At 60.7% G+C, this 20,517-nt stretch carries 20 protein-coding genes and 1 pseudogene; 4 read left to right on the top strand and 17 right to left on the bottom strand.

The genetic code is table 11. From position 1 onward, the window contains the following. Window positions 1-5: 5 nt before the first annotated feature. The 4 genes from BM438_RS25620 (at window position 6) to BM438_RS25605 (ending at window position 4,001) form a co-directional block, all read left to right on the top strand. Complete coding sequence (locus BM438_RS25620; RefSeq protein WP_093639685.1) at window positions 6-722, top strand: histidine phosphatase family protein; 717 nt, start codon at window positions 6-8, stop codon at window positions 720-722. A 20-nt stretch (window positions 723-742) separates the two neighbouring features. Further along, a complete protein-coding gene (locus BM438_RS25615; RefSeq protein ID WP_093639681.1) occupies window positions 743-1,849 on the top strand; it encodes a phosphotransferase in 1,107 nt (368 codons plus the stop codon). Between the two features lie 62 nt (window positions 1,850-1,911). Continuing rightward, the gene (locus BM438_RS25610; RefSeq protein WP_093639678.1) at window positions 1,912-3,171 is read left to right on the top strand and encodes an acyl-CoA dehydrogenase family protein; all 1,260 of its coding nucleotides are present in this window, start codon (window positions 1,912-1,914) and stop codon (window positions 3,169-3,171) included. A 128-nt stretch (window positions 3,172-3,299) separates the two neighbouring features. Further along, window positions 3,300-4,001: a glutathione binding-like protein gene (locus BM438_RS25605; protein WP_093639674.1), complete on the top strand. Its 702-nt coding sequence runs from the start codon at window positions 3,300-3,302 to the stop codon at window positions 3,999-4,001. Window positions 4,002-4,150: 149 nt separating this feature from the next. On the opposite strand, the gene BM438_RS25600 is transcribed toward BM438_RS25605, so the two are convergent. The 17 genes and pseudogenes from BM438_RS25600 to nuoG all read right to left on the bottom strand — a co-directional run bounded on the left by BM438_RS25600 (window position 4,151) and on the right by nuoG (window position 20,488). Next, window positions 4,151-4,630, bottom strand: a complete 480-nt coding sequence (locus BM438_RS25600) for a MaoC family dehydratase (protein WP_093639671.1) — start codon at window positions 4,628-4,630, stop codon at window positions 4,151-4,153. Continuing rightward, the gene (locus BM438_RS25595) at window positions 4,627-5,085 is read right to left on the bottom strand and encodes a MaoC family dehydratase (RefSeq protein ID WP_093639668.1); all 459 of its coding nucleotides are present in this window, start codon (window positions 5,083-5,085) and stop codon (window positions 4,627-4,629) included. The genes BM438_RS25600 and BM438_RS25595 overlap by 4 nt, the downstream gene beginning before the upstream one ends. A gap of 35 nt (window positions 5,086-5,120) precedes the next feature. After that, entirely contained in the window at window positions 5,121-6,248 is a 1,128-nt protein-coding gene (locus tag BM438_RS25590) for an acyl-CoA dehydrogenase family protein (protein ID WP_093639664.1), read from the bottom strand. Window positions 6,249-6,258: 10 nt separating this feature from the next. After that, window positions 6,259-7,455: an acyl-CoA dehydrogenase family protein gene (locus BM438_RS25585; protein ID WP_093639661.1), complete on the bottom strand. Its 1,197-nt coding sequence runs from the start codon at window positions 7,453-7,455 to the stop codon at window positions 6,259-6,261. Window positions 7,456-7,503: 48 nt separating this feature from the next. Continuing rightward, a complete protein-coding gene (locus tag BM438_RS25580) occupies window positions 7,504-7,929 on the bottom strand; it encodes a DUF1178 family protein (RefSeq protein WP_093639658.1) in 426 nt (141 codons plus the stop codon). 251 nt (window positions 7,930-8,180) lie between these two features. Beyond that, window positions 8,181-8,705: a helix-turn-helix transcriptional regulator gene (locus tag BM438_RS25575; RefSeq protein ID WP_093639655.1), complete on the bottom strand. Its 525-nt coding sequence runs from the start codon at window positions 8,703-8,705 to the stop codon at window positions 8,181-8,183. A gap of 50 nt (window positions 8,706-8,755) precedes the next feature. Continuing rightward, a pseudogene (locus tag BM438_RS46330) lies at window positions 8,756-9,004 on the bottom strand (hypothetical protein). Window positions 9,005-9,351: 347 nt separating this feature from the next. After that, entirely contained in the window at window positions 9,352-9,936 is a 585-nt protein-coding gene (locus BM438_RS25565) for an NUDIX domain-containing protein (protein ID WP_093639652.1), read from the bottom strand. Window positions 9,937-9,978: 42 nt separating this feature from the next. Beyond that, a complete protein-coding gene (locus BM438_RS25560) occupies window positions 9,979-10,275 on the bottom strand; it encodes a DUF2818 family protein (protein ID WP_054034952.1) in 297 nt (98 codons plus the stop codon). Further along, on the bottom strand, window positions 10,275-11,747 hold the full coding sequence (nuoN, locus tag BM438_RS25555; protein WP_093639649.1) for an NADH-quinone oxidoreductase subunit NuoN: 1,473 nt from the start codon (window positions 11,745-11,747) through the stop codon (window positions 10,275-10,277). Before nuoN ends, BM438_RS25560 begins: the two co-directional genes overlap by 1 nt. A gap of 25 nt (window positions 11,748-11,772) precedes the next feature. After that, window positions 11,773-13,263 (bottom strand): NADH-quinone oxidoreductase subunit M, encoded by a 1,491-nt coding sequence (locus BM438_RS25550; RefSeq protein ID WP_093639646.1) that lies wholly within the window; start codon window positions 13,261-13,263, stop codon window positions 11,773-11,775. A 14-nt stretch (window positions 13,264-13,277) separates the two neighbouring features. Continuing rightward, the gene (nuoL, locus tag BM438_RS25545) at window positions 13,278-15,350 is read right to left on the bottom strand and encodes an NADH-quinone oxidoreductase subunit L (protein WP_093639643.1); all 2,073 of its coding nucleotides are present in this window, start codon (window positions 15,348-15,350) and stop codon (window positions 13,278-13,280) included. Window positions 15,351-15,367: 17 nt separating this feature from the next. Further along, the gene (gene nuoK, locus BM438_RS25540) at window positions 15,368-15,673 is read right to left on the bottom strand and encodes an NADH-quinone oxidoreductase subunit NuoK (protein ID WP_013339863.1); all 306 of its coding nucleotides are present in this window, start codon (window positions 15,671-15,673) and stop codon (window positions 15,368-15,370) included. Between the two features lie 20 nt (window positions 15,674-15,693). Then, on the bottom strand, window positions 15,694-16,371 hold the full coding sequence (locus BM438_RS25535; RefSeq protein ID WP_093639640.1) for an NADH-quinone oxidoreductase subunit J: 678 nt from the start codon (window positions 16,369-16,371) through the stop codon (window positions 15,694-15,696). Window positions 16,372-16,585: 214 nt separating this feature from the next. Beyond that, window positions 16,586-17,074 carry an NADH-quinone oxidoreductase subunit NuoI gene (gene nuoI, locus BM438_RS25530; protein ID WP_054034957.1) on the bottom strand — a complete coding sequence of 163 codons (489 nt, stop codon included), beginning with the start codon at window positions 17,072-17,074 and terminating at the stop codon, window positions 16,586-16,588. A gap of 15 nt (window positions 17,075-17,089) precedes the next feature. After that, on the bottom strand, window positions 17,090-18,154 hold the full coding sequence (gene nuoH, locus BM438_RS25525; protein ID WP_054034958.1) for an NADH-quinone oxidoreductase subunit NuoH: 1,065 nt from the start codon (window positions 18,152-18,154) through the stop codon (window positions 17,090-17,092). Then, on the bottom strand, window positions 18,155-20,488 hold the full coding sequence (gene nuoG / locus BM438_RS25520) for an NADH-quinone oxidoreductase subunit NuoG (RefSeq protein WP_093639637.1): 2,334 nt from the start codon (window positions 20,486-20,488) through the stop codon (window positions 18,155-18,157). It lies immediately after the preceding gene. Window positions 20,489-20,517: the final 29 nt, after the last annotated feature.

Here is a 20,517-nt window from a genome sequence, read left to right as displayed (position 1 = left end):
GGACGATGCCTGACTATCAACTCCCCAAACGCCGCCGCATCTTCCTGATGCGTCACGGCGACGCAACCTACTTCGACGACAGCGGCCGCGCGATCGATCCGGAAACGGTGCCGTTGAATGCGAACGGCCGCGAACAGGCCAGCGCGGCAGGCCGCGTATTCGCCGAGCAGCAGGTCCGATTCGATCGGGTGATCGTGAGCGGCTTGCCGCGCACGGTCGAAACCGCGCAGCGCGTATTGGCCGAGACCGGTCAGCAGATCGAGCTCGACATCGAGCCGGCATGGCAGGAAATTCGCGGCGGCAAGCTCAGCAACATTCCGCCGCAGGATATCGAAGCGGCATTTCTCGGTGTGTTCGACGGCATCGTGCCGGAGAGCACACGCTTTCTCGACGGCGAAACCATCGGCGCGTTGTTCGACCGCGTGTTGCCCGCGGTGGAGGCGTTGCGCGAGGACACGTCGTGGGACACCGTGCTGATGGTACTGCACGGCGGCGTAAATCGCGCGATTCTGTCGCACGCGCTCACCGCCGGCGGCCGTACTTTCTTCGGCCACCTGGCGCAGGCCACCGGCTGCATCAACGCGCTCGACGTCGGCGCCGAGCCACGCGACTGGGTGCTGCGCGAGATCAACTATTCACCGCCGTCGCCGCTCCATCGCGACGTTCGCAATACCACGATGGAAATGCTCTACGCACAATTCATTCAATACAAGCGTAGCTGAACCCGAACTGGAGGAGACACATGGTGCAAGGCACACAGACCGGCGAACCAGAACAGAAACCGGATTACTCGGCCTTCGAGGGCACGCGTCCGGTCAACGAGCGGCAACGCTTCGACAGCGACGCGCTCGCCGCGTGGCTAAGCCAGCATGTCGACGGCTTTGCCGGGCCACTCACGTTGGAGCAATTCGCCGGCGGCCAGTCGAACCCCACCTTCAAACTCGTCACGCCGTCGCGCTCGTACGTGATGCGCGCGAAGCCCGGGCCAGCCGCGAAGTTACTGCCCTCGGCGCACGCTGTCGAACGCGAATACCGCGTGATGCATGCGCTCGCCGACACTGACGTGCCGGTCGCGAACATGCTCGCCTTGTGCGAAGACGAAAGTGTGATCGGCCGGGCGTTTTACGTGATGGAGTTCGTCGAAGGCCGCGTGCTGTGGGACCAGTCTCTACCCGGCATGACACCTGCGGAGCGCGCGGCGATTTACGACGAAATGAATCGCGTGATCGCCGCGCTGCATAGCGTCGACGTCACGGCAATCGGTCTTGCCGACTACGGCAAACCGGGCAATTACTTCGCACGCCAGATCGGCCGTTGGAGCAAACAGTACGTCGCATCAGAAACCGAACCGATCGACGCAATGCAGCGTCTGATCGAATGGCTGCCGCAACACATGCCGGCGGAAACGGGCGAGCTCGCCTCGGTCGTGCATGGCGACTACCGGCTCGACAACCTGATCTTCCATCCCACCGAGCCGCGCGTACTGGCCGTACTCGACTGGGAACTATCGACGCTCGGCGACCCGCTCGCCGATTTCGCCTATCACTGCATGGCGTGGCACGTCGACCCGGCGCAATTCCGCGGCATTGCGGGCCTAGACTGGGCGGCCCTCGGCATTCCCGACGAAGCGCAGTACGTCGAGCGCTATTGCAAGCGCACCGGCTTCGAGATCCACGGCGACTGGAATTTCTATCTCGCGTACAACATGTTCCGCATCGCGGCGATCCTGCAAGGGATCATGAAGCGTGTAGTCGACGGCACCGCGGCCAGCGCTCAGGCGCTCGATGCCGGCCGTCGCGCGAAGCCGATGGCGGAACTCGCCTGGCGCTACGCGCAGAAAGTACGTTAGGCAAATCGGCGCACCAGATTGCGTTCCTGAACAAACGTCATTCGTCATCCGCGAGGTCATACATGAATTTCGATTACACCCCGAAGGTGCAGGCGCTGCGCGAGAAACTGCTCGCCTTCTTCGACGAGCACATCTATCCGAATGAGCAGGCGTTTTATGCCGAGATCGCGCGCAACCGTCAGAACGGCAACGCGTGGCTGCCGACCGAACTGATCGAACAACTGAAACAGAAAGCGCGCGACGCGGGTTTGTGGAACCTGTTCCTGCCTGAATCGGTACGCGGCGCCGGTCTGACAAATCTTGAATACGCACCGCTCTGCGAGATCATGGGTCGTGTGCCCTGGGCGCCGGAAGTATTCAACTGCAATGCGCCCGACACCGGCAACATGGAAACGATCGAGCGCTACGGCAGCGACGACAACAAGCGCGAATGGCTCGAACCGCTGCTGCAAGGGCAGATCCGCTCGGCGTTCCTGATGACCGAGCCGGAGGTGGCGTCGTCGGACGCGACCAATATCCAGACGAGCATCGTGCGCGATGGCGACACCTACGTGATCAATGGCCACAAGTGGTGGTCATCCGGTGCGGGGGACCCGCGCTGCAAGGTCTACATCGTGATGGGCAAGACCGATCCTGAGGCGCCGCGTCATGCACAGCAGTCGATGATCCTCGTTCCCGCCGATGCCACAGGCATCACCGTGCACCGCCCGCTCACCGTATTCGGCTATGACGACGCGCCACACGGCCACATGGAAATCACGCTCGAAAACGTGCGCGTGCCGGCTAGCAACATGCTGCTTGGCGAAGGGCGCGGCTTCGAAATCGCCCAAGGGCGCCTCGGACCGGGACGCATCCATCACTGCATGCGCCTGATCGGTCTCGCCGAGCGCGCGCTCGAACTCATGGCCAAACGTTCCATGCAACGCGTCGCTTTCGGCAAGCCGGTTTCCGCACAAGGCGTCACGCAGGAGCGCATTGCCGAAGCGCGCTGCATGATCGAACAGGCGCGCCTGCTGACGTTGAAGACCGCGTACATGATGGACACGGTCGGCAACAAGGGCGCGCGCGGCGAGATCGCCATGATCAAGGTGGTCGCGCCGAATATGGCATGCCAGGTGATCGACTGGGCGATTCAGGCGCACGGCGGTGGCGGCGTCAGCGACGATTTCCCGTTGGCGTATGCGTACGCCAACGCGCGAACGTTGCGCTTCGCCGATGGCCCCGACGAAGTGCACCGCAACGCGATCGCAAAGCTCGAACTGGCGCGTTATATGGATGCGGGTGCTGCGGCCCAAGTGGAAACGCCGATTACGCGGGTTTGAGATCGAGGTCGGGGCGGCAGCCGACCGCGCGCGGGTTCACCGCCAGCAGCATTGGCCGATCTATGCTCTAATTTTCGTCAACAGCGGCGCCCATTGTGGCGCCGCTTTCACGAAACGAAGGAGCCAGGATGATCGACGTCTATAGCTGGGCAACCCCGAACGGCCATAAGGTTCACATCATGCTCGAGGAAACGGGCCTCGCGTACACGGCGCACGGCGTCGATATCGGCGCGGGCGACCAGTTCAAACCCGAGTTCCTCGCGATTAGCCCGAACAACAAGATTCCGGCAATCACCGATTCCGAAGGTCCTAAAGACGCTGACGGCAAGCCGTTCGCGCTATTCGAATCGGGTGCCATTCTGATTTATCTGGCGGAGAAAACCGGCAAATTCCTGCCGACTGATCCGGCCGCACGCTATGCCACCCTGCAGTGGCTGATGTTCCAGATGGGCGGCATCGGTCCGATGCTTGGGCAAACGCATCATTTCCGCATCTACGCGCCGGAGCCGATCGAATACGCAATCAATCGCTACACGAACGAAACGCGGCGTCTCTATGGCGTGATGGATACGCAGCTCGGCAAGACTCGATATCTGGCCGGCAACGACTACACGATCGCTGACATCGCCGCATTTCCGTGGACGCGCTCGTGGCAAAACCAGGGCATCGAGCTGGATACGCTCCCGAATGTGAAGCGGTGGCATGAAGAAATTGCCGCGCGTCCGGCGGTGGTACGCGGTGTCGAGGTGCTGGCGTCAGCCCGCAAGCCGCTCATGGACGACAAGGCTAAGGAGATGCTGTTCGGCGCGACGCAGTACGCGAAGCGGTAGTCGTCGTGCCGCCGATCCATAGCATCGGCGCGCTCGTTCGCATTGACAACGACTGCGGCATTGCCATCTGTTGAGGCATCGAAATAAAAAAGCGCGAGGCGGCATCACTGCCACTCGCGCTTTTTTGCCACCCGGTCGGCTGTGAACGGTTAGAAATAGTGTCGCGTAATGAACTCCGCGACGCAGACCGGCCGCTCGCTGCCCTGCCGCTCCAGCGTCACACTCCACTCGACCTGCACACCGCCGTTGTCGACGTCGGTAACGGATTCCACCGCAAACCGGGCGCGCAACTGCGAGCCGACCAGCACCGGCGACGTGAACCGCACACGATTCAATCCGTAGTTGACGCCCATACGCTGCTTAAGCGCCACCGTCTTGCCGAGCAACGCCGGAATCAACGACAGTGTCATGAACCCATGCGCGACCGGCCCACCAAACGGTGACTCACGCCGCGCCCGTTCGGGGTCGACGTGAATCCACTGATGATCGCCGGTGGCCTCAGCGAAACGATCGACGCTTGCCTGATCGACCGTCAGCCAGTCGCTAACGAGCGGCTCAGCGCCAATCAACGCACGCAACGCCGCTGCGTCTCCAAACGTTACGGCGGCTACCGCGTTGCCGCCCGTCATGACGCGGCGCCCGGATTGCGCAGTCCGAACAAACCTTTCGAACGCACCGTAATCACGGTTTCGCCGTGCTGGTTGATGCCTTCCCACTGCGTCGAAACGATGCCGCGATCCGGCTTACTCTCCGAAACACGTTTGTCGAGTACCGCGTTCATCATCGTGATCGTGTCGCCGACACGTACCGGCTTCAGCCAGCGAATCTCGTCGATACCGGGCGAGCCCATCGAGGTGGAACCCGCGATCGCGTTGCGCACCAGCATGCCCATCATGACCGAACAGGTATGCCAGCCGCTTGCGACCAGTCCGCGAAACGGCGATGCTGCGGCTGCAGCGTCGTCCACGTGGAATGGCTGCGGATCGAACTTCTCCGCGAACTCGACGATCTCTTCACGCGTGAAAGTATGCTTGCCGATTTCTGTAGTCGTGCCGACTACCATGTCCTCGTAACTCAGACCCATCGCACACCTCTTTCTTATCCGATTCGACCGGCTGATCAGGCTTCGGTCGAGACAAAACCGGGCAGCGCGGCGAAGCGCGCGAGATGGTGATCGACATCGCCCAATGTGGTTTCGATGATAGCAAGGCGTTTGAACAGATGCGCCGCGGCGACCTCGTTCGTGACGCCCATGCCGCCGTGCAACTGCACCGCCTGCTGACCGACGAAACGGGCGGCCTGCCCGACCCGCGTCTTCGCTGCGGAGACGGCGCGGCGACGTTCGTCGGCGTCTGCGCTGGTGTAACGCACGGCCGCGAGATAAGTGATCGAACGCGCCTGCTCGGCGTGAATCAACATCTCGACCATGCGATGCTGTAGCGCCTGGAAACGTGCGATCGGCTGGCCGAACTGCTGGCGCGTCTTGGTGTACTCGCCCGTTGCATGGTTCAGTGCGTCTAGCGCGCCGACCGCTTCCGCGCACAGCAATACCGTGCCGTAGTCTGCAATGTGCTCGAGCGCTGCGGCACCCGAGTGTTTGCCGGCGAGCTGGCGTGCAGGCGTGCCATCGAACTCGAGCGTCGCGGCGCGCTGGCCGTCGATTGTGCGGTAGTCGGTGACTTTGACGCCGGCCGCATCGCGGGCGACGACAAAAAGCGTGATCTCGCCATTCAGCCGAGCCGGCACGATCCAGTAATCTGCTTGCGCACCGTGCAGCACAACCGATTTCGTGCCGGTCAACGTCTGCTGATTGTCTTGACCGTTCGCAACCGTGTCGACCTCGAACAGATCGTAGCGAGCGTGCGGCTCGTGAAATGCCACTGCCAGCTTGATCTCGCCCTGGGCCGCACGTTCGAGCAGCAACGCGTCTTCGCCCTGCCCGGTGCCCGCCAGCCGCAGCGCCTCGATACCCACAGCGGTCGCCCAATACGGCTCGACCACCAGAGCGCGCCCGAGCTCCTGCATGACCACCAGCATGTCGATCGGGCTGCCGTTGAAGCCACCTTGGGCTTCCGGCACCGGCAACGCAGTCAAGCCCAGTTCGGTGAAAGCTGTCCAGTGCGCGTCCGACACACCGGCTTCCGTTCGCACGATCGCCTGGCGCGCCTCGAACCCGTAGCTCTTGTCAAGGTAGCGGCGCAGCGCGTCAGCGAATTGCTGTTGTTCGTCGTTGAAAGTGAAGTCCATGCGCCGCTCCTCAGAGTCCGAGAATCATCTGCGCGATGATGTTCTTTTGAATTTCGTTCGAGCCGCCGTAAATCGACGTCTTGCGGAAGTTGAAGTAGTACGCGGCCAGCGGCGCGGCGTCATCGTCACCGGCGAGGCTATGTTCGCGTTCGCCTTCGAGGAATGGCACGTCGAATGGCGCGGCGAGCGGCCCGACCGCTTCGAACATCAGCTCAGTCAGCGCCTGCTGCACTTCCGTGCCCTTGATCTTGAGCATCGAGGCTTCCGGACCCGGCCCACGCCCGCCCGTTTCATTGGCGACCACACGTTGCACGGTAACTTCGAGCGCCATCATTTCGATCTCGAGACTTGCGACTTTCGCGGCGAATACAGGATCTTGCAGCAACGGCTTGCCGTTCTTCTTCTGATCCAGCGCGAGGCGTTTCAGGAATACCAGTTCGCGCTTCGATTGCCCGACGCGCGCAATACCGGTGCGCTCGTGCCCGAGGAGGTACTTCGCGTAGGTCCAGCCACGATTCTCTTCGCCGACCAGATTCTCGACCGGCACTTTCACGTCTTCGAAAAAGACTTCGTTGACTTCGTGCTCTTCGTCCAGCGTGATGATCGGGCGCACGGTAATACCGGGCGTTTTCATGTCGATCAGCAGGAACGAGATGCCCTCCTGTTTCTTCGCGCCGCTATCGGTGCGCACGAGGCAGAACATCATGTCGGCGTACTGGCCGAGCGTGGTCCAGGTTTTCTGGCCGTTGACCACGTAGTGATCGCCAACGCGCTCGGCGCGGGTGCGCAGCGAGGCCAGGTCGGAACCGGAGCCCGGTTCGGAATAGCCCTGACACCACCAGTCCGTGCCGTCGAGAATGCGCGGCAAATAGTGGCGTTTCTGCGCCTCATTGCCGTACTTCATCAGCACGGGTGCCACCATGGAGACGCCGAACGGCAGCACGGACGGCGCGCCGATACGCGCGCACTCTTCGTCCCAGATATGCCGTTGGGTCGCGTCCCAGCCCGGGCCGCCGTATTCTTTCGGCCACGCGACGACCGACCAGCCGCGCGTGCCGAGCAGCTTGTGCCAACCCGCGAAGTCTTCGCGGTTCAGACGCTTGTGGTTGAGTACTTTGTCGCTCAGCTCGCGAGGCAGATTCGCTTCGAGCCAGGCGCAGATGTCGGCGCGGAATGCGTCGTCAGCGGGGGAATAGTCCAGATTCATGCGTCGTGTCTCCTGGCCGCAACCGCCCGCCGCCAGTGAGCCACTGCGCTATTGCAGCGGTTCCTTCAAGGCAGCCGGGACCGGCAACGGCATCACTTCGATGCCTTCTTCGACCAAAGCTTTCGCGTCTTCCGGTGTCGTGACACCGCGAATATTGCGTGCAGGCGCTTCGTTGTAGTGAATGCGCCGTGCTTCCTCGGCGAAGCGGTCACCCACGTTCTCAGTCTTTTCCAGTACCTCGCGCAAGGCACGCATGACGCGCGCCTGCATTTCTCCCGTATCCGCAGGGACTTTCGCTTCGGTCGCACCCGACAGATTCAGTCGGGGCGCCGACGGCAGACGGCTCACTTCGTTCGCGCCGCAGATCGGACATTCGACGAGCTTGCGGGACTGCTGCGACTCGAAGTCATCAGCCGAAGCAAACCAGCCTTCGAACCGATGGCCATGCGGACACTGTAAATCGAGGACCTTCATGTGGAATCAGGGCTTGCGTGCCAGTTTAGCGCAAAATGGAAATTTGTGAACGGTCGTTCGTAAATTTTTACGGACGGCGCGTTGACGCCAGGCGTCGCTGACAAATCGAACGCGGTGCGCGATTTTAACGCTTTGCGCAGTGGGCTGCCGAAGGTCGCTCAATCGGTGAGCGGCACACCGAACCCGTCAATAAAAAAGCACGCTGGTTGTATGGAGTTCATAGGTTCGCGCAGCTGGCCGCTGCGCACCTTTTAAGCCACCAGAAATTCGAGCCGGCGGTTAAGTTGCGGTTCGAGTTCACGCGCCTCTTTGGCAAGGTTGATCTGTTTGGCCGATTTCGCGACATCGAATACGTCCGCCTTGATGTCATACCCGCCACGCTCGGTCAGCCAACTCAGGATGTCCGACAGATGCCACACCGACGCACTGCCCTCGTGAACCGGCGGCGGAAAGTCGATTGCGTGGCTCAGCATGAGCTTGCGCATGTTTTGCCGTGACACGCCCGCGACCTCAGCGACATCCGTCAGGCCGACGAAATCCGGCCCCGCCTCGACAAGGCGCGCAGACGGCACTGCCTGCTTGATATCTTTGAGTGCGCTGACGAGCGCTTCGAACGCCGACGTGCCTTCACGAGCAAAAACGAGTGCCATGCGCCCCGGTTGCCCCACGCCGATCGTAGCGTCATCGCATCCAGCTTCGCCCAGCCGTTCGACGATCTCGTCAAGATCGCAGTCTTCGGCCGAGAGCCGGTACTTCAAGGTGAACACATATTCCATAAGCTACTCCTACCTTCATTCAACTGCGGGCCTTTGCCCTTCGAACACTTTTACTGCCGACGTGTCGTGCAATTGTCGACAATGCGCCTGAGGTGCTTTGCGTGATTGCCGGGATTCTTTGGCGTACTCCACACACTCGAGATGCAAAACTCGCCGCAACGGCATTCCGCGTCGTTGTACGGACAGTAAATCTTTCCCCACGCGTGACCTTTGCCGCCGCCTTGCACGCGCCAGCCGTTTCTTTCAGCTTAAACCAGCGCGGCCTCAACCTCTTTCTTTGAATGGACTCCACGAACCATCTATACCCACCAATTTAGCCCGTGCCCGCATGGTTGTCAATTGACAACCATGCGGGCACGGTCATAACCAAATATGTCCCACACCCTTCGTTATCCAAAATAAGTGCGATAACAAACCTCGTTGCCAGATGTCGATACTAGAGTGACAACGGCTACGGGGCGAGACTGTCAAATGGCATAGGACTGGAGCCCGTTTTTCAGACACGGGGGGTTACGCATTGAGTCGATATCGTGCCCACAATGACAAAGCCCCTGCCGGTCGTAGACCAACAGGGGCTTTTTGCGGATTTTCTAACCGGCGTGTGAGGCGCGCCCGTTTAGCGTTCTTGCGTCCTGAACCGTGCGCGCTATTGGGGCTCGGCCATTGGCCAGGTACCCGCCAAAACCTTCTCCAACCAGAACGTGCCAATGATGGTTTTCACGTCCGTCACCTTGCCCGTACGTACCCATTCCAGCATATCGGTGACACTGGCCGTGAACAGTTCGAGGAATTCGCCGTCGTCGAGTTTGCGCTCGCCGGCAGTCAGCCCGCGCGCCAGGTAAATATCGATGAATTCGGTCGAGTAGGAAATGATCGGATGAATGCGCGTCAGATAAACATACTCGCGCGCCGTATAGCCGGTCTCTTCCTGCAACTCGCGTTTCGCGCAGGCCAGCGCGCCTTCGTTCGGATCGAGCTTGCCCGCAGGATACTCGACCATGACCTTGCCCATCGGATAGCGATACTGGCTTTCCAGCAACACGCGGCCGTCGTCGAATAGCGGAATCACCATCACGGCGCCTGGATGCTGAACGTACTCGCGAGTGGCCTTCTTACCGTCGGGCAAGCGGACCGTATCGCACTTGAGCGTGAGGAATGGCCCTTGATGGATCGTTTTGCTCTCGAGACAGGTCTCGGTGAGCGCAGCGTCGTGATCGGGAAGTTCAGCCATATGCGACCTCTGGACAGCGTGGTGCGCGACGGCGAGACGCCGTCAGCGACGTTTGACGAGATACTGGAAGGTAAAGCCAGGAAATGCGAATACGACGAACAGCGCGAACGTGATCGCGTAGAACTGCCACCCCTGTTCGAAGCGGTTACCCGCGCGCGCTTCCAGCAGGAAACCGAGCGCACCGACCACAAAATACAGCACGATCAACTCGGCAATCCGGATCCACGCGCTCTTCTTCACCGCTTTCAACGGCACGGCGGCGAAGAGGCGCTGATTCAGGAACGGCAGGTTGGCGCCGACCAGCGCCAACAACACGATAAACCAACCCGCAGCCGACATCAGAGCAGCAGCGTGTGCTGGATAGCCTGCAGGCAGGCCTTCAACAGCGGATCCGGCACGATACCGAGCACCAGCACGGCAACACCGTTTAGCGCCAGCAAAGCGCGCGTGCTCGTGTCGGCGAGGATCGGCGACTTGTCTTGCGGTTCGTCGAAGTACATCAGCTTGACGATACGCAGGTAGTAGAAGGCACCGAACAACGAAGTGATCACGGCCAGCACGGTCAGCCAAGTCAAGCCGGCATTCATGGTTGCCTGCAGCACCGCGAGCTTGGCGTAGAAGCCGACCGCGGGCGGGATACCGGCGAGCGAGAACATCATCACCATCATGACGAACGCAAACACCGGGCTGCGTTGATTCAGACCCTTGAAGTCTTCGAGCGTATCCGCTTCGAAATCGCGGCGTGCCAGCAGCATGATGATGCCGAAGGTGCCCATCGTCGTAATCAGGTAGACGATGCTGTAGTACATCGCCGAGCCGTACGCGTTGGCGGCGCCCGTGGTCTTGTGGTCGACCACGCCGGCCAGCAGACCCAGCAGCACGAAGCCCATGTTCGAGATCGCCGAATACGCAAGCATCCGCTTGACGTTGCGTTGCACGATACCGGTGATGTTGCCGACGATCAGCGACAGCGCCGCCAGGATCACCAGCATTTCCTGCCATTCGACCGCCAGCGGCAGCAGACCCATCACGAGGAAGCGCAGGCCCCACGCGAATGCCGCCACCTTCGGACCGCCGCCGACCATCAGCGTCATGGCCGTCGGAGCGCCTTGATACACGTCAGGCACCCACATGTGGAACGGCACCGCGCCCATCTTGAACGCCACGCCTGCCACGATGAAGATCACGCCGAACAGCAGCACGCTTGGATCGTAGTGGCTCGTGCCGATCGCCTTGAACACTTCGTTCAGGTCGAGCGAACCGGTTGCACCGTACAGCATGGAAATGCCGTACAGCAGGAAGCCGGAAGCCAGCGCGCCGAGCACGTAGTACTTCATTGCGGCTTCGTTCGAAGGCGCCGCATCACGGCGCAGTGCGATCGCACCGTACAGCGACAGCGACATCAATTCCAGACCGAGGTACAGCGTCAGGAAGTTGTTGCCCGAGATCATCACGAGCTGACCGAGCAACGAGAACATGCCCAACAGGAAGAACTCACCGCGGAACAACCCGCGATCCTCGAGGTACCGGCGCGAATAAACGATCGACACGGCATAGCCGAGCGTCACCACCGCCTTCATCACGCTGGCGAACGAATCCACCACATACATGTGACCGAAGAAGTAGTGAACCTGCGGGTCGAACGCGTTCACCGCGAACCAGATGCCGGCAATCAGCGTCGAGAAGAACGCGATGAAATACGTGGTACGGCGACCGGCCTGGCCGACGAACGTGTCGTTGAGCCACGCGACCACAACGGCGAGCATCACCAGTGCGTCGGGCAACAGGGCAGTCATAGGGGCGTTTTGCATGATCTTTAAATTCCTCCGCTCTGCATTACTGTGGCAACGGCAGTTTGGACTGCGCGACGTGGGAGAGGAGGTTTTCCACGGATACGTGCATCACATCGGTAAAGGGCTTCGGATACAGGCCCATGAACAGCGTCAGTGCGGCGAGCACTGCCAGCATGAAAAATTCGCGACGGTTGATGTCGACGAGACCCCTCACGTGATCGTTGGCGATCGCGCCGAAGTACACGCGCTTGTACATCCACAGCGTGTAAGCCGCGCCGAGAATCAGCGTGACAGCCGCGCCGCCTGCGATCCAGAAGTTGTACTGGACAGCAGCCAGAATCACCATGAACTCGCCGACGAAACCGGAAGTACCCGGCAAGCCGCAATTCGCCATCGAGAACAGCATCACGAACGCCGCGAACTTCGGCATCACGTTGACGACGCCGCCGTAATCGGCGATCTGACGCGAGTGCATGCGGTCGTACAGCACGCCGATGCTCAGGAACATTGCGCCCGACACGAAGCCGTGCGAGATCATCTGTACGATCGCGCCTTCCACGCCGAGCTGATTGAAGATGAAGAAGCCGAGCGTCACGAAACCCATGTGCGCGATCGACGAATACGCGACCAGCTTCTTCATGTCGGTCTGCACCATCGCGACCAGACCGATGTAGATCACCGCGATCAGCGACAGCGTAATGACGACCGGCGCGAGGAAGTGGCTTGCGTCCGGTGCGATCGGCAGCGAGAAGCGCACGAAACCGTAGGCACCGAGCTTCAGCATGATCGCGGCCAGCACGACCGAGCCGCCAGTCGGCGCTTCCACGTGGGCGTCAGGCAACCACGTGTGAACCGGCCACATCGGCACCTTCACGGCGAAGGCCATGAAGAACGCGATAAACAACAATATCTGCGGGGTCATGCCGATCTGCGCGTTCTGCCACGTAGCCAGATCGAACGTGCCGGTCTGGATGTACAGGTACAGCAACGCAACCAGCATCAACAGCGAACCCATCAGCGTGTACAGGAAGAACTTGAACGCCGCATACACGCGGTTCGCCCCACCCCACACGCCGATGATGATGTACATCGGAATCAGCGTCGCTTCGAAGAACACGTAGAACAGCATGCCGTCCGCTGAACTGAACACGCCGACCATGATGCCGGAGAGGATCAGGAATGCAGCGAGGTACTGCGCCACGTTCTTCGTGATGACTTCCCACGCGGCGATCACGACGATCACCGTAATCAATGCGGTCAACACGACGAACCACATCGAGATGCCGTCGACACCCAGGTGGTACGTGATGTTGAAGCGCTCGATCCAGTTCGCCTTTTCGACGAACTGCAGATCGGCGGTGCTCGAATCAAAACCCGTAATCAGCGGGATCGTCACGATGAAACTGACGACCGAGCCGATCAGCGCTATCCAGCGCGCCGGAGCCGGGTTCCGGTCGGAACCAATAGCCAGGACCAGTAGACCTACGAGGATCGGTAACCAGATCGCGATACTGAGAATCGGATAAGCGTGCATTAGTGTCCCTCGCCTTATTTGCCGCCGAGCGTTACAAACAGGGTCAGGAGCCCCAACATGCCGATAATCATGGCAAACGCGTAGTGGTAGATGTAGCCGGATTGGAGGAAGCGGATCACGCCGGCAAACCAGCCGATAAAGCGTGCGCTGCCGTTGACGATGCCGTCGATAACCACGACGTCGCCTTCCTTCCAGAGACCACGGCCAATCGCCACCGCGCCCCGCGCAAACACGACGTCATTGATCTTGTCCATGTAGTACTTGTTGTCGAGCAGCGTGTAGATCGGACCGAACGCGCGCTTGATGACAGCCGGCAGATCAGGACGAACCAGGTACAGGAACCACGCGACCACGACACCCGCGAGTGCCAGCCACACCGGCAGACCCGAAACCGAGTGCAGGCCCATCGACGCCCAGCCCTGGAATTCTTCCGCCATCTCATGCAGCGCCGGATGGTTTTCGCCGATGAAGATCACCTTGTCGAACGCCACACCGTGCTGGAAGAAGTCGCCGAACAGCATCGGACCGACACCGATCGCACCGATCACCACCGACGGAATCGCCAGCAGCACCAGCGGCACCCACACCACCCACGGCGTTTCATGCGGCTCATGCGCGTGGTCGTCGTGACCGTGGCCATGGCCGTGTGCGTCATGGCCGTGACCGTCATGCGCGTGCGCTGCCGCTTCGATGCCCATCGGCGATTCCGGATGCTTCGGATCGCGGAAGCGCTCCTTGCCGTGGAACACCAGGAAGTACATACGGAACGAGTACAGCGCGGTGACGAACACACTCGCCACCACTGCGAAGTAGGCAAAGCCCGAACCCGGCAGATGTGACAGCTTCACTGCGTCGATGATCGAGTCTTTCGAGTAGAAACCGGAGAAGAATGGCGTGCCGATCAGGGCGAGCGAACCGACCAGCGACGTGATCCACGTGATCGGCATGTACTTGCGCAGGCCGCCCATGTTGCGGATGTCCTGATCGTGGTGCATGCCGATAATCACGGAACCCGCGCCGAGGAACAGCAGCGCCTTGAAGAACGCGTGCGTCATCAGGTGGAACACGGCAACCGAGTAGGCCGACGCGCCGAGTGCGACCGTCATGTAACCGAGCTGCGACAACGTCGAGTAAGCCACCACGCGCTTGATGTCGTTCTGGACGATCCCGAGGAAGCCCATGAACAGAGCAGTGATCGCACCGATCACCATCACGAACGACAGCGCCGTATCCGACAGTTCGAACAGCGGCGACATGCGCGTGACCATGAAGATACCGGCCGTCACCATGGTTGCCGCGTGAATCAGTGCGGAGATCGGCGTCGGGCCTTCCATCGAATCCGGCAGCCAGACGTGCAGCGGGAACTGCGCCGACTTACCCATCGCGCCGATGAAGAGGCAAATACAGGCGACCGTCAGCAGACCCCAGTCCGTACCCGGGAAGCTCAATGCTGCAAGTTCGGTGCGCTTCGCGAAAACGTCGCCGTAGTTCATCGAACCAGCGAATGCGAACAGCAGGCCGATACCGAGCAGGAACCCGAAGTCGCCGATGCGGTTCACGATGAACGCCTTCATGTTCGCGTAGATCGCCGTCGGACGCGTGAAGTAGAAGCCGATCAGCAGGTACGACACCAGACCCACCGCCTCCCAGCCGAAGAACAGCTGCAGGAAGTTGTTGCTCATCACGAGCATCAACATCGAGAACGTGAACAGCGAGATGTACGAGAAGAAGCGCTGGTAGCCGTCGTCGTCGGCCATGTAGCCGATCGTGTAGATGTGCACCATGAGCGACACGAAGGTCACCACGCACATCATCATTGCCGTCAGCGAGTCGACCAGGAAGCCGATCTCGAACTTCGTCTGGCCGATCTGCATCCAGTCATAGACCGTCGCGTTGAAACTCGCGCCGTCCATCACCTGGAAAAAGACGATAGCCGAAAGGATGAAGGAGATCGCGACGCCGAGGATCGTGACCGAATGCGCGCCCGCTCGCCCTACCGCTTTCCCAAACAGCCCCGCAATCAGGGAGCCGGCCAGCGGTGCCAGCGGGATCGCCAGCAGCAGGTTTTCATTGAGTGTCGTTGACATAACCGCTTTACCTGAAATTAACCTTTGAGCTGATCGAGGTCCTCGACATTGATCGTGTCGAGGCTACGGAACAGGGTCACCAGAATTGCGAGGCCGATCGCCGCTTCAGCTGCTGCAACCGTCAGCACGAAGAAGACGAAGATCTGACCATGCACGTCGCCGAGGTAATGCGAGAACGCGACGAAATTGGTGTTCACCGCCAGCAGCATCAGTTCGATCGCCATTAGGATGATGATGACGTTGCGGCGGTTCAGGAAAATGCCCACGACGCTGATCGCAAACAGGATCGCGCCAAGGACAAGGTAATGAGCAAGGGTCAACATGATTTCTATCTCCTGTCCGCTCAGCTGTTTTTAGCAGGTGCCGAGTCGGCCGCTGCGGCGGCTTCTTCTGCCGCGACAGTTGCCGCGGTCTTTTCAGATGCCATCTTCACGATACGCACACGGTCCTGGGCACGCACCTTGACCTGCTCGCTGACGTTCTGGCGCTTGCTGTCTTTCTTGTGGCTCGTGGTCAGCGCGATCGCCGCGATGATCGCCACCAGCAGCACGAGGCCGGCGACTTCGAACGCGAAGATGTAGTCGGTGTAGATGACCTTGCCGATCAGACGCGTGTTCGACCAGTCGGCCATACCGTTCGCGGCAGCCGTGGTGTCGCGCAGCGCCGTGGCGGTCGCGCCGTAGCCGTGCCACAGGATCAGCGCGGTCTCGATCACGATGATTGCGCCCACCAGCGTGGCCATTGGCACAAAGCGTTTGAAGTCTTTGCGCAGCACGTCGATGTTGATGTCCAGCATCATCACGACGAACAGGAACAGCACCATCACCGCGCCGACATACACCAGCACCAGCAGGATCGCGAGGAACTCGGCCTGCAGCAGCATCCAGATCGCGGCTGCGTTGAAGAACGCCAGCACCAGAAACAGTGCGGACGAAACCGGGTTGCGCGAGGTGATCACCTTCAGCCCTGAAACCACCAGGAGCAGCGCGAAGATGTAGAACAGTACGGTCGTGAATTCCATGATTACCGGTTCATCGTTAGGCCATCGTCAGGCATTGTTCTTTGGCACGTGGCGGGTAAAGCGGCCGAAACCGCCAGAACATCCGCACAGGTGCGCCGTGCCGCGGCGCTCAGGCCGCAGCGCTCGGCCCGACAACAGGCCGTGTTACTGCTGCATTTACTGCCGCGTTTATTGCCGCGCTTTTTGCCGCAATTACCGCTTCAACTGAAGTGCTTCAACGATACGGTGCGTCGGCTGCCTTGCTCGCAGCGATCTCCGCTTCGTAGCGATCGCCCACGGCCAGCAACATGTCTTTCGTGAAATACAGGTCGCCGCGCTTTTCGCCGTGATATTCGAGAATGTGCGTCTCGACGATCGAATCGACCGGGCAGCTCTCTTCGCAGAAACCGCAGAAGATGCACTTGGTCAGGTCGATGTCGTAACGCGTCGTGCGGCGCGTGTTATCCGCACGGGTTTCCGATTCGATCGTGATGGCGAGTGCCGGGCACACCGCTTCGCACAGCTTGCAGGCGATGCAGCGTTCTTCGCCGTTTTCATAGCGGCGCAGCGCGTGCAGGCCCCGGAAACGCGGCGAAATCGGCGTCTTCTCTTCCGGGAACTGCACCGTCACCTTGCGCTGGAACGTGTAACGTCCGGTCAGCGCGAGGCCTTTGAGCAGCTCCGTCAGGAAGAAGGTCTTGAAAAAGTTTTGGATTGCGGTCATGGGTTCATCCGCCCTTTATTTCCAGATATTCAACGGCGACATGATCCAGAAGCCGACCACGATGAGCCACACCACGCAAACCGGAATGAAAATTTTCCAGCCCAGACGCATGATCTGGTCGTAGCGATAGCGCGGGAACGTGGCACGCGCCCAGATGAATACCGACAGCAGGAAGAAAACCTTGGCGACGAGCCATACGATGCCCGGGACAAACGACAGGAAGCCGAACGGTGCGCTCCAGCCGCCGAGGAACAGTGTTGCAGCCAATGCCGAGATCACGATCATGTTGATGTACTCGGCGAGGAAGAACAGCGCGAACGCCATCCCCGAGTAATCGATCATGTGGCCCGCGACGATTTCCGACTCACCTTCCACCACGTCGAACGGGTGACGGTTCGTTTCGGCGATGCCCGAGATGAAGTACACGACGAACATCGGCAGGAGCGGCAGCCAGTTCCACGACAGGAAGTTCAGGCCGTAGCTGGCGAAAATGCCGCGTTCCTGTGAACCGACGATCTCCGACAGATTCAGACTGCCCGCCGTCATCAGCACGACGACGAGCGCGAAGCCCATCGAAATTTCGTACGAGACCATTTGAGCGGCCGCGCGCATGGCGCCGAGGAACGCGTATTTCGAGTTCGACGCCCAGCCCGCCAGAATCACGCCGTACACGCCGACCGACGAGATCGCCATCGCGTAAAGCAGACCTGCATTGATGTCGCCGAGAACCGCGCCTGCCTGGAACGGAATCACCGCCCAGACCGCGAAGGCCGGCACCACCACCATGATCGGCGCGATCATGTAGATCCAGCGGCTCGCCTGAGCCGGCTGAATCACTTCTTTCAGCAACAGCTTCAGCACGTCGGCGATTGGCTGCAGCAAACCTGCCGGGCCCACGCGGTTCGGACCGAGACGCACGTGCATCCAGCCGATCAGCTTGCGCTCCCACAGAATCAGGTAAGCCACGCACAGCAAGATCACGACGGCCACCACCAGGATGCGCACCAGTGCCCACACCGTGGGCCATGCCACACCGAGAAGCTGGGTGCCGCCCGAGTTGATCGTATCGAACAAGCTCATTTACGCCTTCTCCACCACCAGTTCACCGAACAGGCTGCCCAGCGCTGCACCGGCAGGCGTAGCCGCCGATACGCGGACGACCGTCTCCGCAAGATTTGCGTCGCGCACGGCCGGCAACTGCACCGATTGCTCGCCCTGGCGCACGCGCACTGCGTCGCCTTCCTTCAAACCCAGTTTGTCGAACAGCGCAGCTGGCAGACCGGCCGAATTCGCTGCGCGCGCCGCCGCCGTCAGATGCAGCGATTCGGCACGACGTACCAGCGAGTCCGCGTGGTAGATCGGCACATCGGCGATACGCTCGAACTTGCCTTCTGCTGCCTTCGCTGCCTTGCCGCGTGCAACCGTGGCGCCCGTCTTGTTCGACAGGCGCGACTTGATCTCGCCATCGCCAAGAGCGGCCGTGCGCACTTCTTCCGAGGTGTCGAATTCGAAGCCCGGCACGCCGAGCAGGCTGCCGAGGACGCGCAAGACCTTCCATGCCGGACGCGTGTCGCCGAGCGGGCGCACGACGCCGTTGAACGTCTGCACGGTACCTTCGGCGTTGACGAACGTGCCGGCCGTTTCCGTGAACGGTGCGATCGGCAGCAGGACGTCAGCGTATTCAACGCCCATCTGGAACGGCGACATCACGACGACCATTTCAGCCTGCTTCAGCGCGGCCAAAGCCTGCGCCGGATTGGCCGTGTCGAATTCCGGTTCGACGTTCAGCAACACATAACCCTTGCGCGGTTGCTCGAACACTTCGCGAGCGTTCAAACCACCCTCGCCCGGCAATGCGTTCACGAGATGCGCGCCGACCGTGTTGGCCGCTTCCGTGAGGAAACCCAGCGTTGCGCCAGTCGCGTCTGCAATCCATTGCGCCGCGGCGTGAATCGCAGCGAAGTCCGGATGACGGACCGCGCCGTTGCCGAGCAACACCACACGCTGTTCGCCGGTGACGAGCGACTTCGCGATTTGTTTGTTGGCGTCCGTCGGCTGCGCTCCGGCGAAGGCTTCCGGCAGTGCAACGCCGTTTGCTTCCGACACCGCGCCCGCGATGCCAGCCAGTGCGTCGAGCCATGCCGACGGCGCGGCAACCACGCGTTGCGCTTGCGGAATCAGCGCATCGTCGTTGGTGGCCTGCACCAACGTCAGCTTCGTGCCGCTCTTGGCGGCTTGACGCAGACGCGCGGCAAACAGCGGATGATCGCGGCGCAGATCCGAACCGATCACCAATGCGGCGTCGAGGTTCGAGAGATCGGCGATCGCCGTACCGAGCCACGGCGAACCGTTCACTGGCGCGGAGAAATCCGACTGACGCAGACGGAAGTCGACGTTAGGCGTGCCGACCGCCTGGGCCAGCTGCTTCAGCAGGAACAGTTCTTCAACGGTGCTGTGGGCGCTGCCGAGTGCGGCCAGCGCGTTCGCGCCGTGGTCGCCCTTGATGCCCTTCAGACCCTTGACCACGTATTCAAGCGCGGATTGCCAGTCGGTCTCGACCCACTTGCCACCTTGCTTGAGCATCGGCTGCGTGAGACGTTCCGGGCTGTTCAGACCTTCGTACGAGAAGCGGTCCTTGTCCGAAATCCAGCATTCGTTGATGGATTCGTTTTCGAACGGCAGAACACGCATCACGCGATTGTTCTTCACTTGCACCACAAGGTTTGCGCCGACGGAATCGTGCGGGCTCACCGACTTGCGGCGCGACAGTTCCCATGTGCGGGCGCTGTAGCGGAACGGCTTGCTGGTCAGCGCGCCCACCGGGCACAGATCGATCATGTTGCCCGACAGTTCGGAGTCGACCGTCTTGCCGACGAACGACGTGATTTCCGAGTGCTCGCCGCGGCCCAGCATGCCGAGTTCCATCACGCCGGCAACTTCCTGGCCGAAGCGGACGCAACGCGTGCAGTGAATGCAACGCGACATTTCTTCCATCGAGATCAGCGGACCGACGTTTTTGTGGAACACGACGCGCTTTTCTTCGCTATAGCGTGACGACGACTTGCCGTAACCAACCGCCAGATCCTGCAGCTGACACTCGCCACCCTGATCGCAGATCGGGCAATCCAGCGGGTGGTTGATCAGCAGGAATTCCATCACGGCTTGCTGGCCCTTCACGGCCTTGTCCGACTTGGTGCGCACGATCATGCCTGCCGACACCGGCGTGGCGCATGCAGGCACGGCCTTCGGCATCTTTTCGACATCGACCAGACACATCCGGCAGTTGGCCGCAATCGACAGCTTCTTGTGATAGCAGAAGTGAGGAATGTACGTGTCGACCTTATGCGCAGCCTGGATCACCATGCTGCCTTCAGGCACCTCTACTTTCTTGCCGTCTATTTCAAGTTCAACCATGATGGTCAATCTTCCTTAACCTGTTACCG

Source organism: Paraburkholderia aspalathi (assembly GCF_900116445.1).
In the GTDB taxonomy this organism is placed as follows: domain Bacteria; phylum Pseudomonadota; class Gammaproteobacteria; order Burkholderiales; family Burkholderiaceae; genus Paraburkholderia; species Paraburkholderia aspalathi.
Note: the sequence above shows the minus strand (reverse complement) of the source record. Positions and strands in the feature narration are given on the sequence as shown.

What these genes read in the sequence shown, in the direction of transcription:
- nuoN (WP_093639649.1), bottom strand. Translation starts at nt 11,747, where the DNA reads ATGCAAAACGCCCCTATGACTGCCCTGTTGCCCGACGCACTGGTGATG.
- BM438_RS25590 (WP_093639664.1), bottom strand. Translation starts at nt 6,248, where the DNA reads ATGGACTTCACTTTCAACGACGAACAACAGCAATTCGCTGACGCGCTG.
- BM438_RS25585 (WP_093639661.1), bottom strand. Translation starts at nt 7,455, where the DNA reads ATGAATCTGGACTATTCCCCCGCTGACGACGCATTCCGCGCCGACATC.
- BM438_RS25600 (WP_093639671.1), bottom strand. Translation starts at nt 4,630, where the DNA reads ATGACGGGCGGCAACGCGGTAGCCGCCGTAACGTTTGGAGACGCAGCG.
- BM438_RS25595 (WP_093639668.1), bottom strand. Translation starts at nt 5,085, where the DNA reads ATGGGTCTGAGTTACGAGGACATGGTAGTCGGCACGACTACAGAAATC.
- BM438_RS25615 (WP_093639681.1), top strand. Translation starts at nt 743, where the DNA reads ATGGTGCAAGGCACACAGACCGGCGAACCAGAACAGAAACCGGATTAC.
- BM438_RS25610 (WP_093639678.1), top strand. Translation starts at nt 1,912, where the DNA reads ATGAATTTCGATTACACCCCGAAGGTGCAGGCGCTGCGCGAGAAACTG.
- nuoI (WP_054034957.1), bottom strand. Translation starts at nt 17,074, where the DNA reads ATGACCGCAATCCAAAACTTTTTCAAGACCTTCTTCCTGACGGAGCTG.
- nuoH (WP_054034958.1), bottom strand. Translation starts at nt 18,154, where the DNA reads ATGAGCTTGTTCGATACGATCAACTCGGGCGGCACCCAGCTTCTCGGT.
- nuoL (WP_093639643.1), bottom strand. Translation starts at nt 15,350, where the DNA reads ATGTCAACGACACTCAATGAAAACCTGCTGCTGGCGATCCCGCTGGCA.
- nuoK (WP_013339863.1), bottom strand. Translation starts at nt 15,673, where the DNA reads ATGTTGACCCTTGCTCATTACCTTGTCCTTGGCGCGATCCTGTTTGCG.
- BM438_RS25550 (WP_093639646.1), bottom strand. Translation starts at nt 13,263, where the DNA reads ATGCACGCTTATCCGATTCTCAGTATCGCGATCTGGTTACCGATCCTC.
- BM438_RS25535 (WP_093639640.1), bottom strand. Translation starts at nt 16,371, where the DNA reads ATGGAATTCACGACCGTACTGTTCTACATCTTCGCGCTGCTCCTGGTG.
- BM438_RS25620 (WP_093639685.1), top strand. Translation starts at nt 6, where the DNA reads ATGCCTGACTATCAACTCCCCAAACGCCGCCGCATCTTCCTGATGCGT.
- BM438_RS25560 (WP_054034952.1), bottom strand. Translation starts at nt 10,275, where the DNA reads ATGTCGGCTGCGGGTTGGTTTATCGTGTTGTTGGCGCTGGTCGGCGCC.
- BM438_RS25565 (WP_093639652.1), bottom strand. Translation starts at nt 9,936, where the DNA reads ATGGCTGAACTTCCCGATCACGACGCTGCGCTCACCGAGACCTGTCTC.
- BM438_RS25605 (WP_093639674.1), top strand. Translation starts at nt 3,300, where the DNA reads ATGATCGACGTCTATAGCTGGGCAACCCCGAACGGCCATAAGGTTCAC.
- BM438_RS25580 (WP_093639658.1), bottom strand. Translation starts at nt 7,929, where the DNA reads ATGAAGGTCCTCGATTTACAGTGTCCGCATGGCCATCGGTTCGAAGGC.
- nuoG (WP_093639637.1), bottom strand. Translation starts at nt 20,488, where the DNA reads ATGGTTGAACTTGAAATAGACGGCAAGAAAGTAGAGGTGCCTGAAGGC.
- BM438_RS25575 (WP_093639655.1), bottom strand. Translation starts at nt 8,705, where the DNA reads ATGGAATATGTGTTCACCTTGAAGTACCGGCTCTCGGCCGAAGACTGC.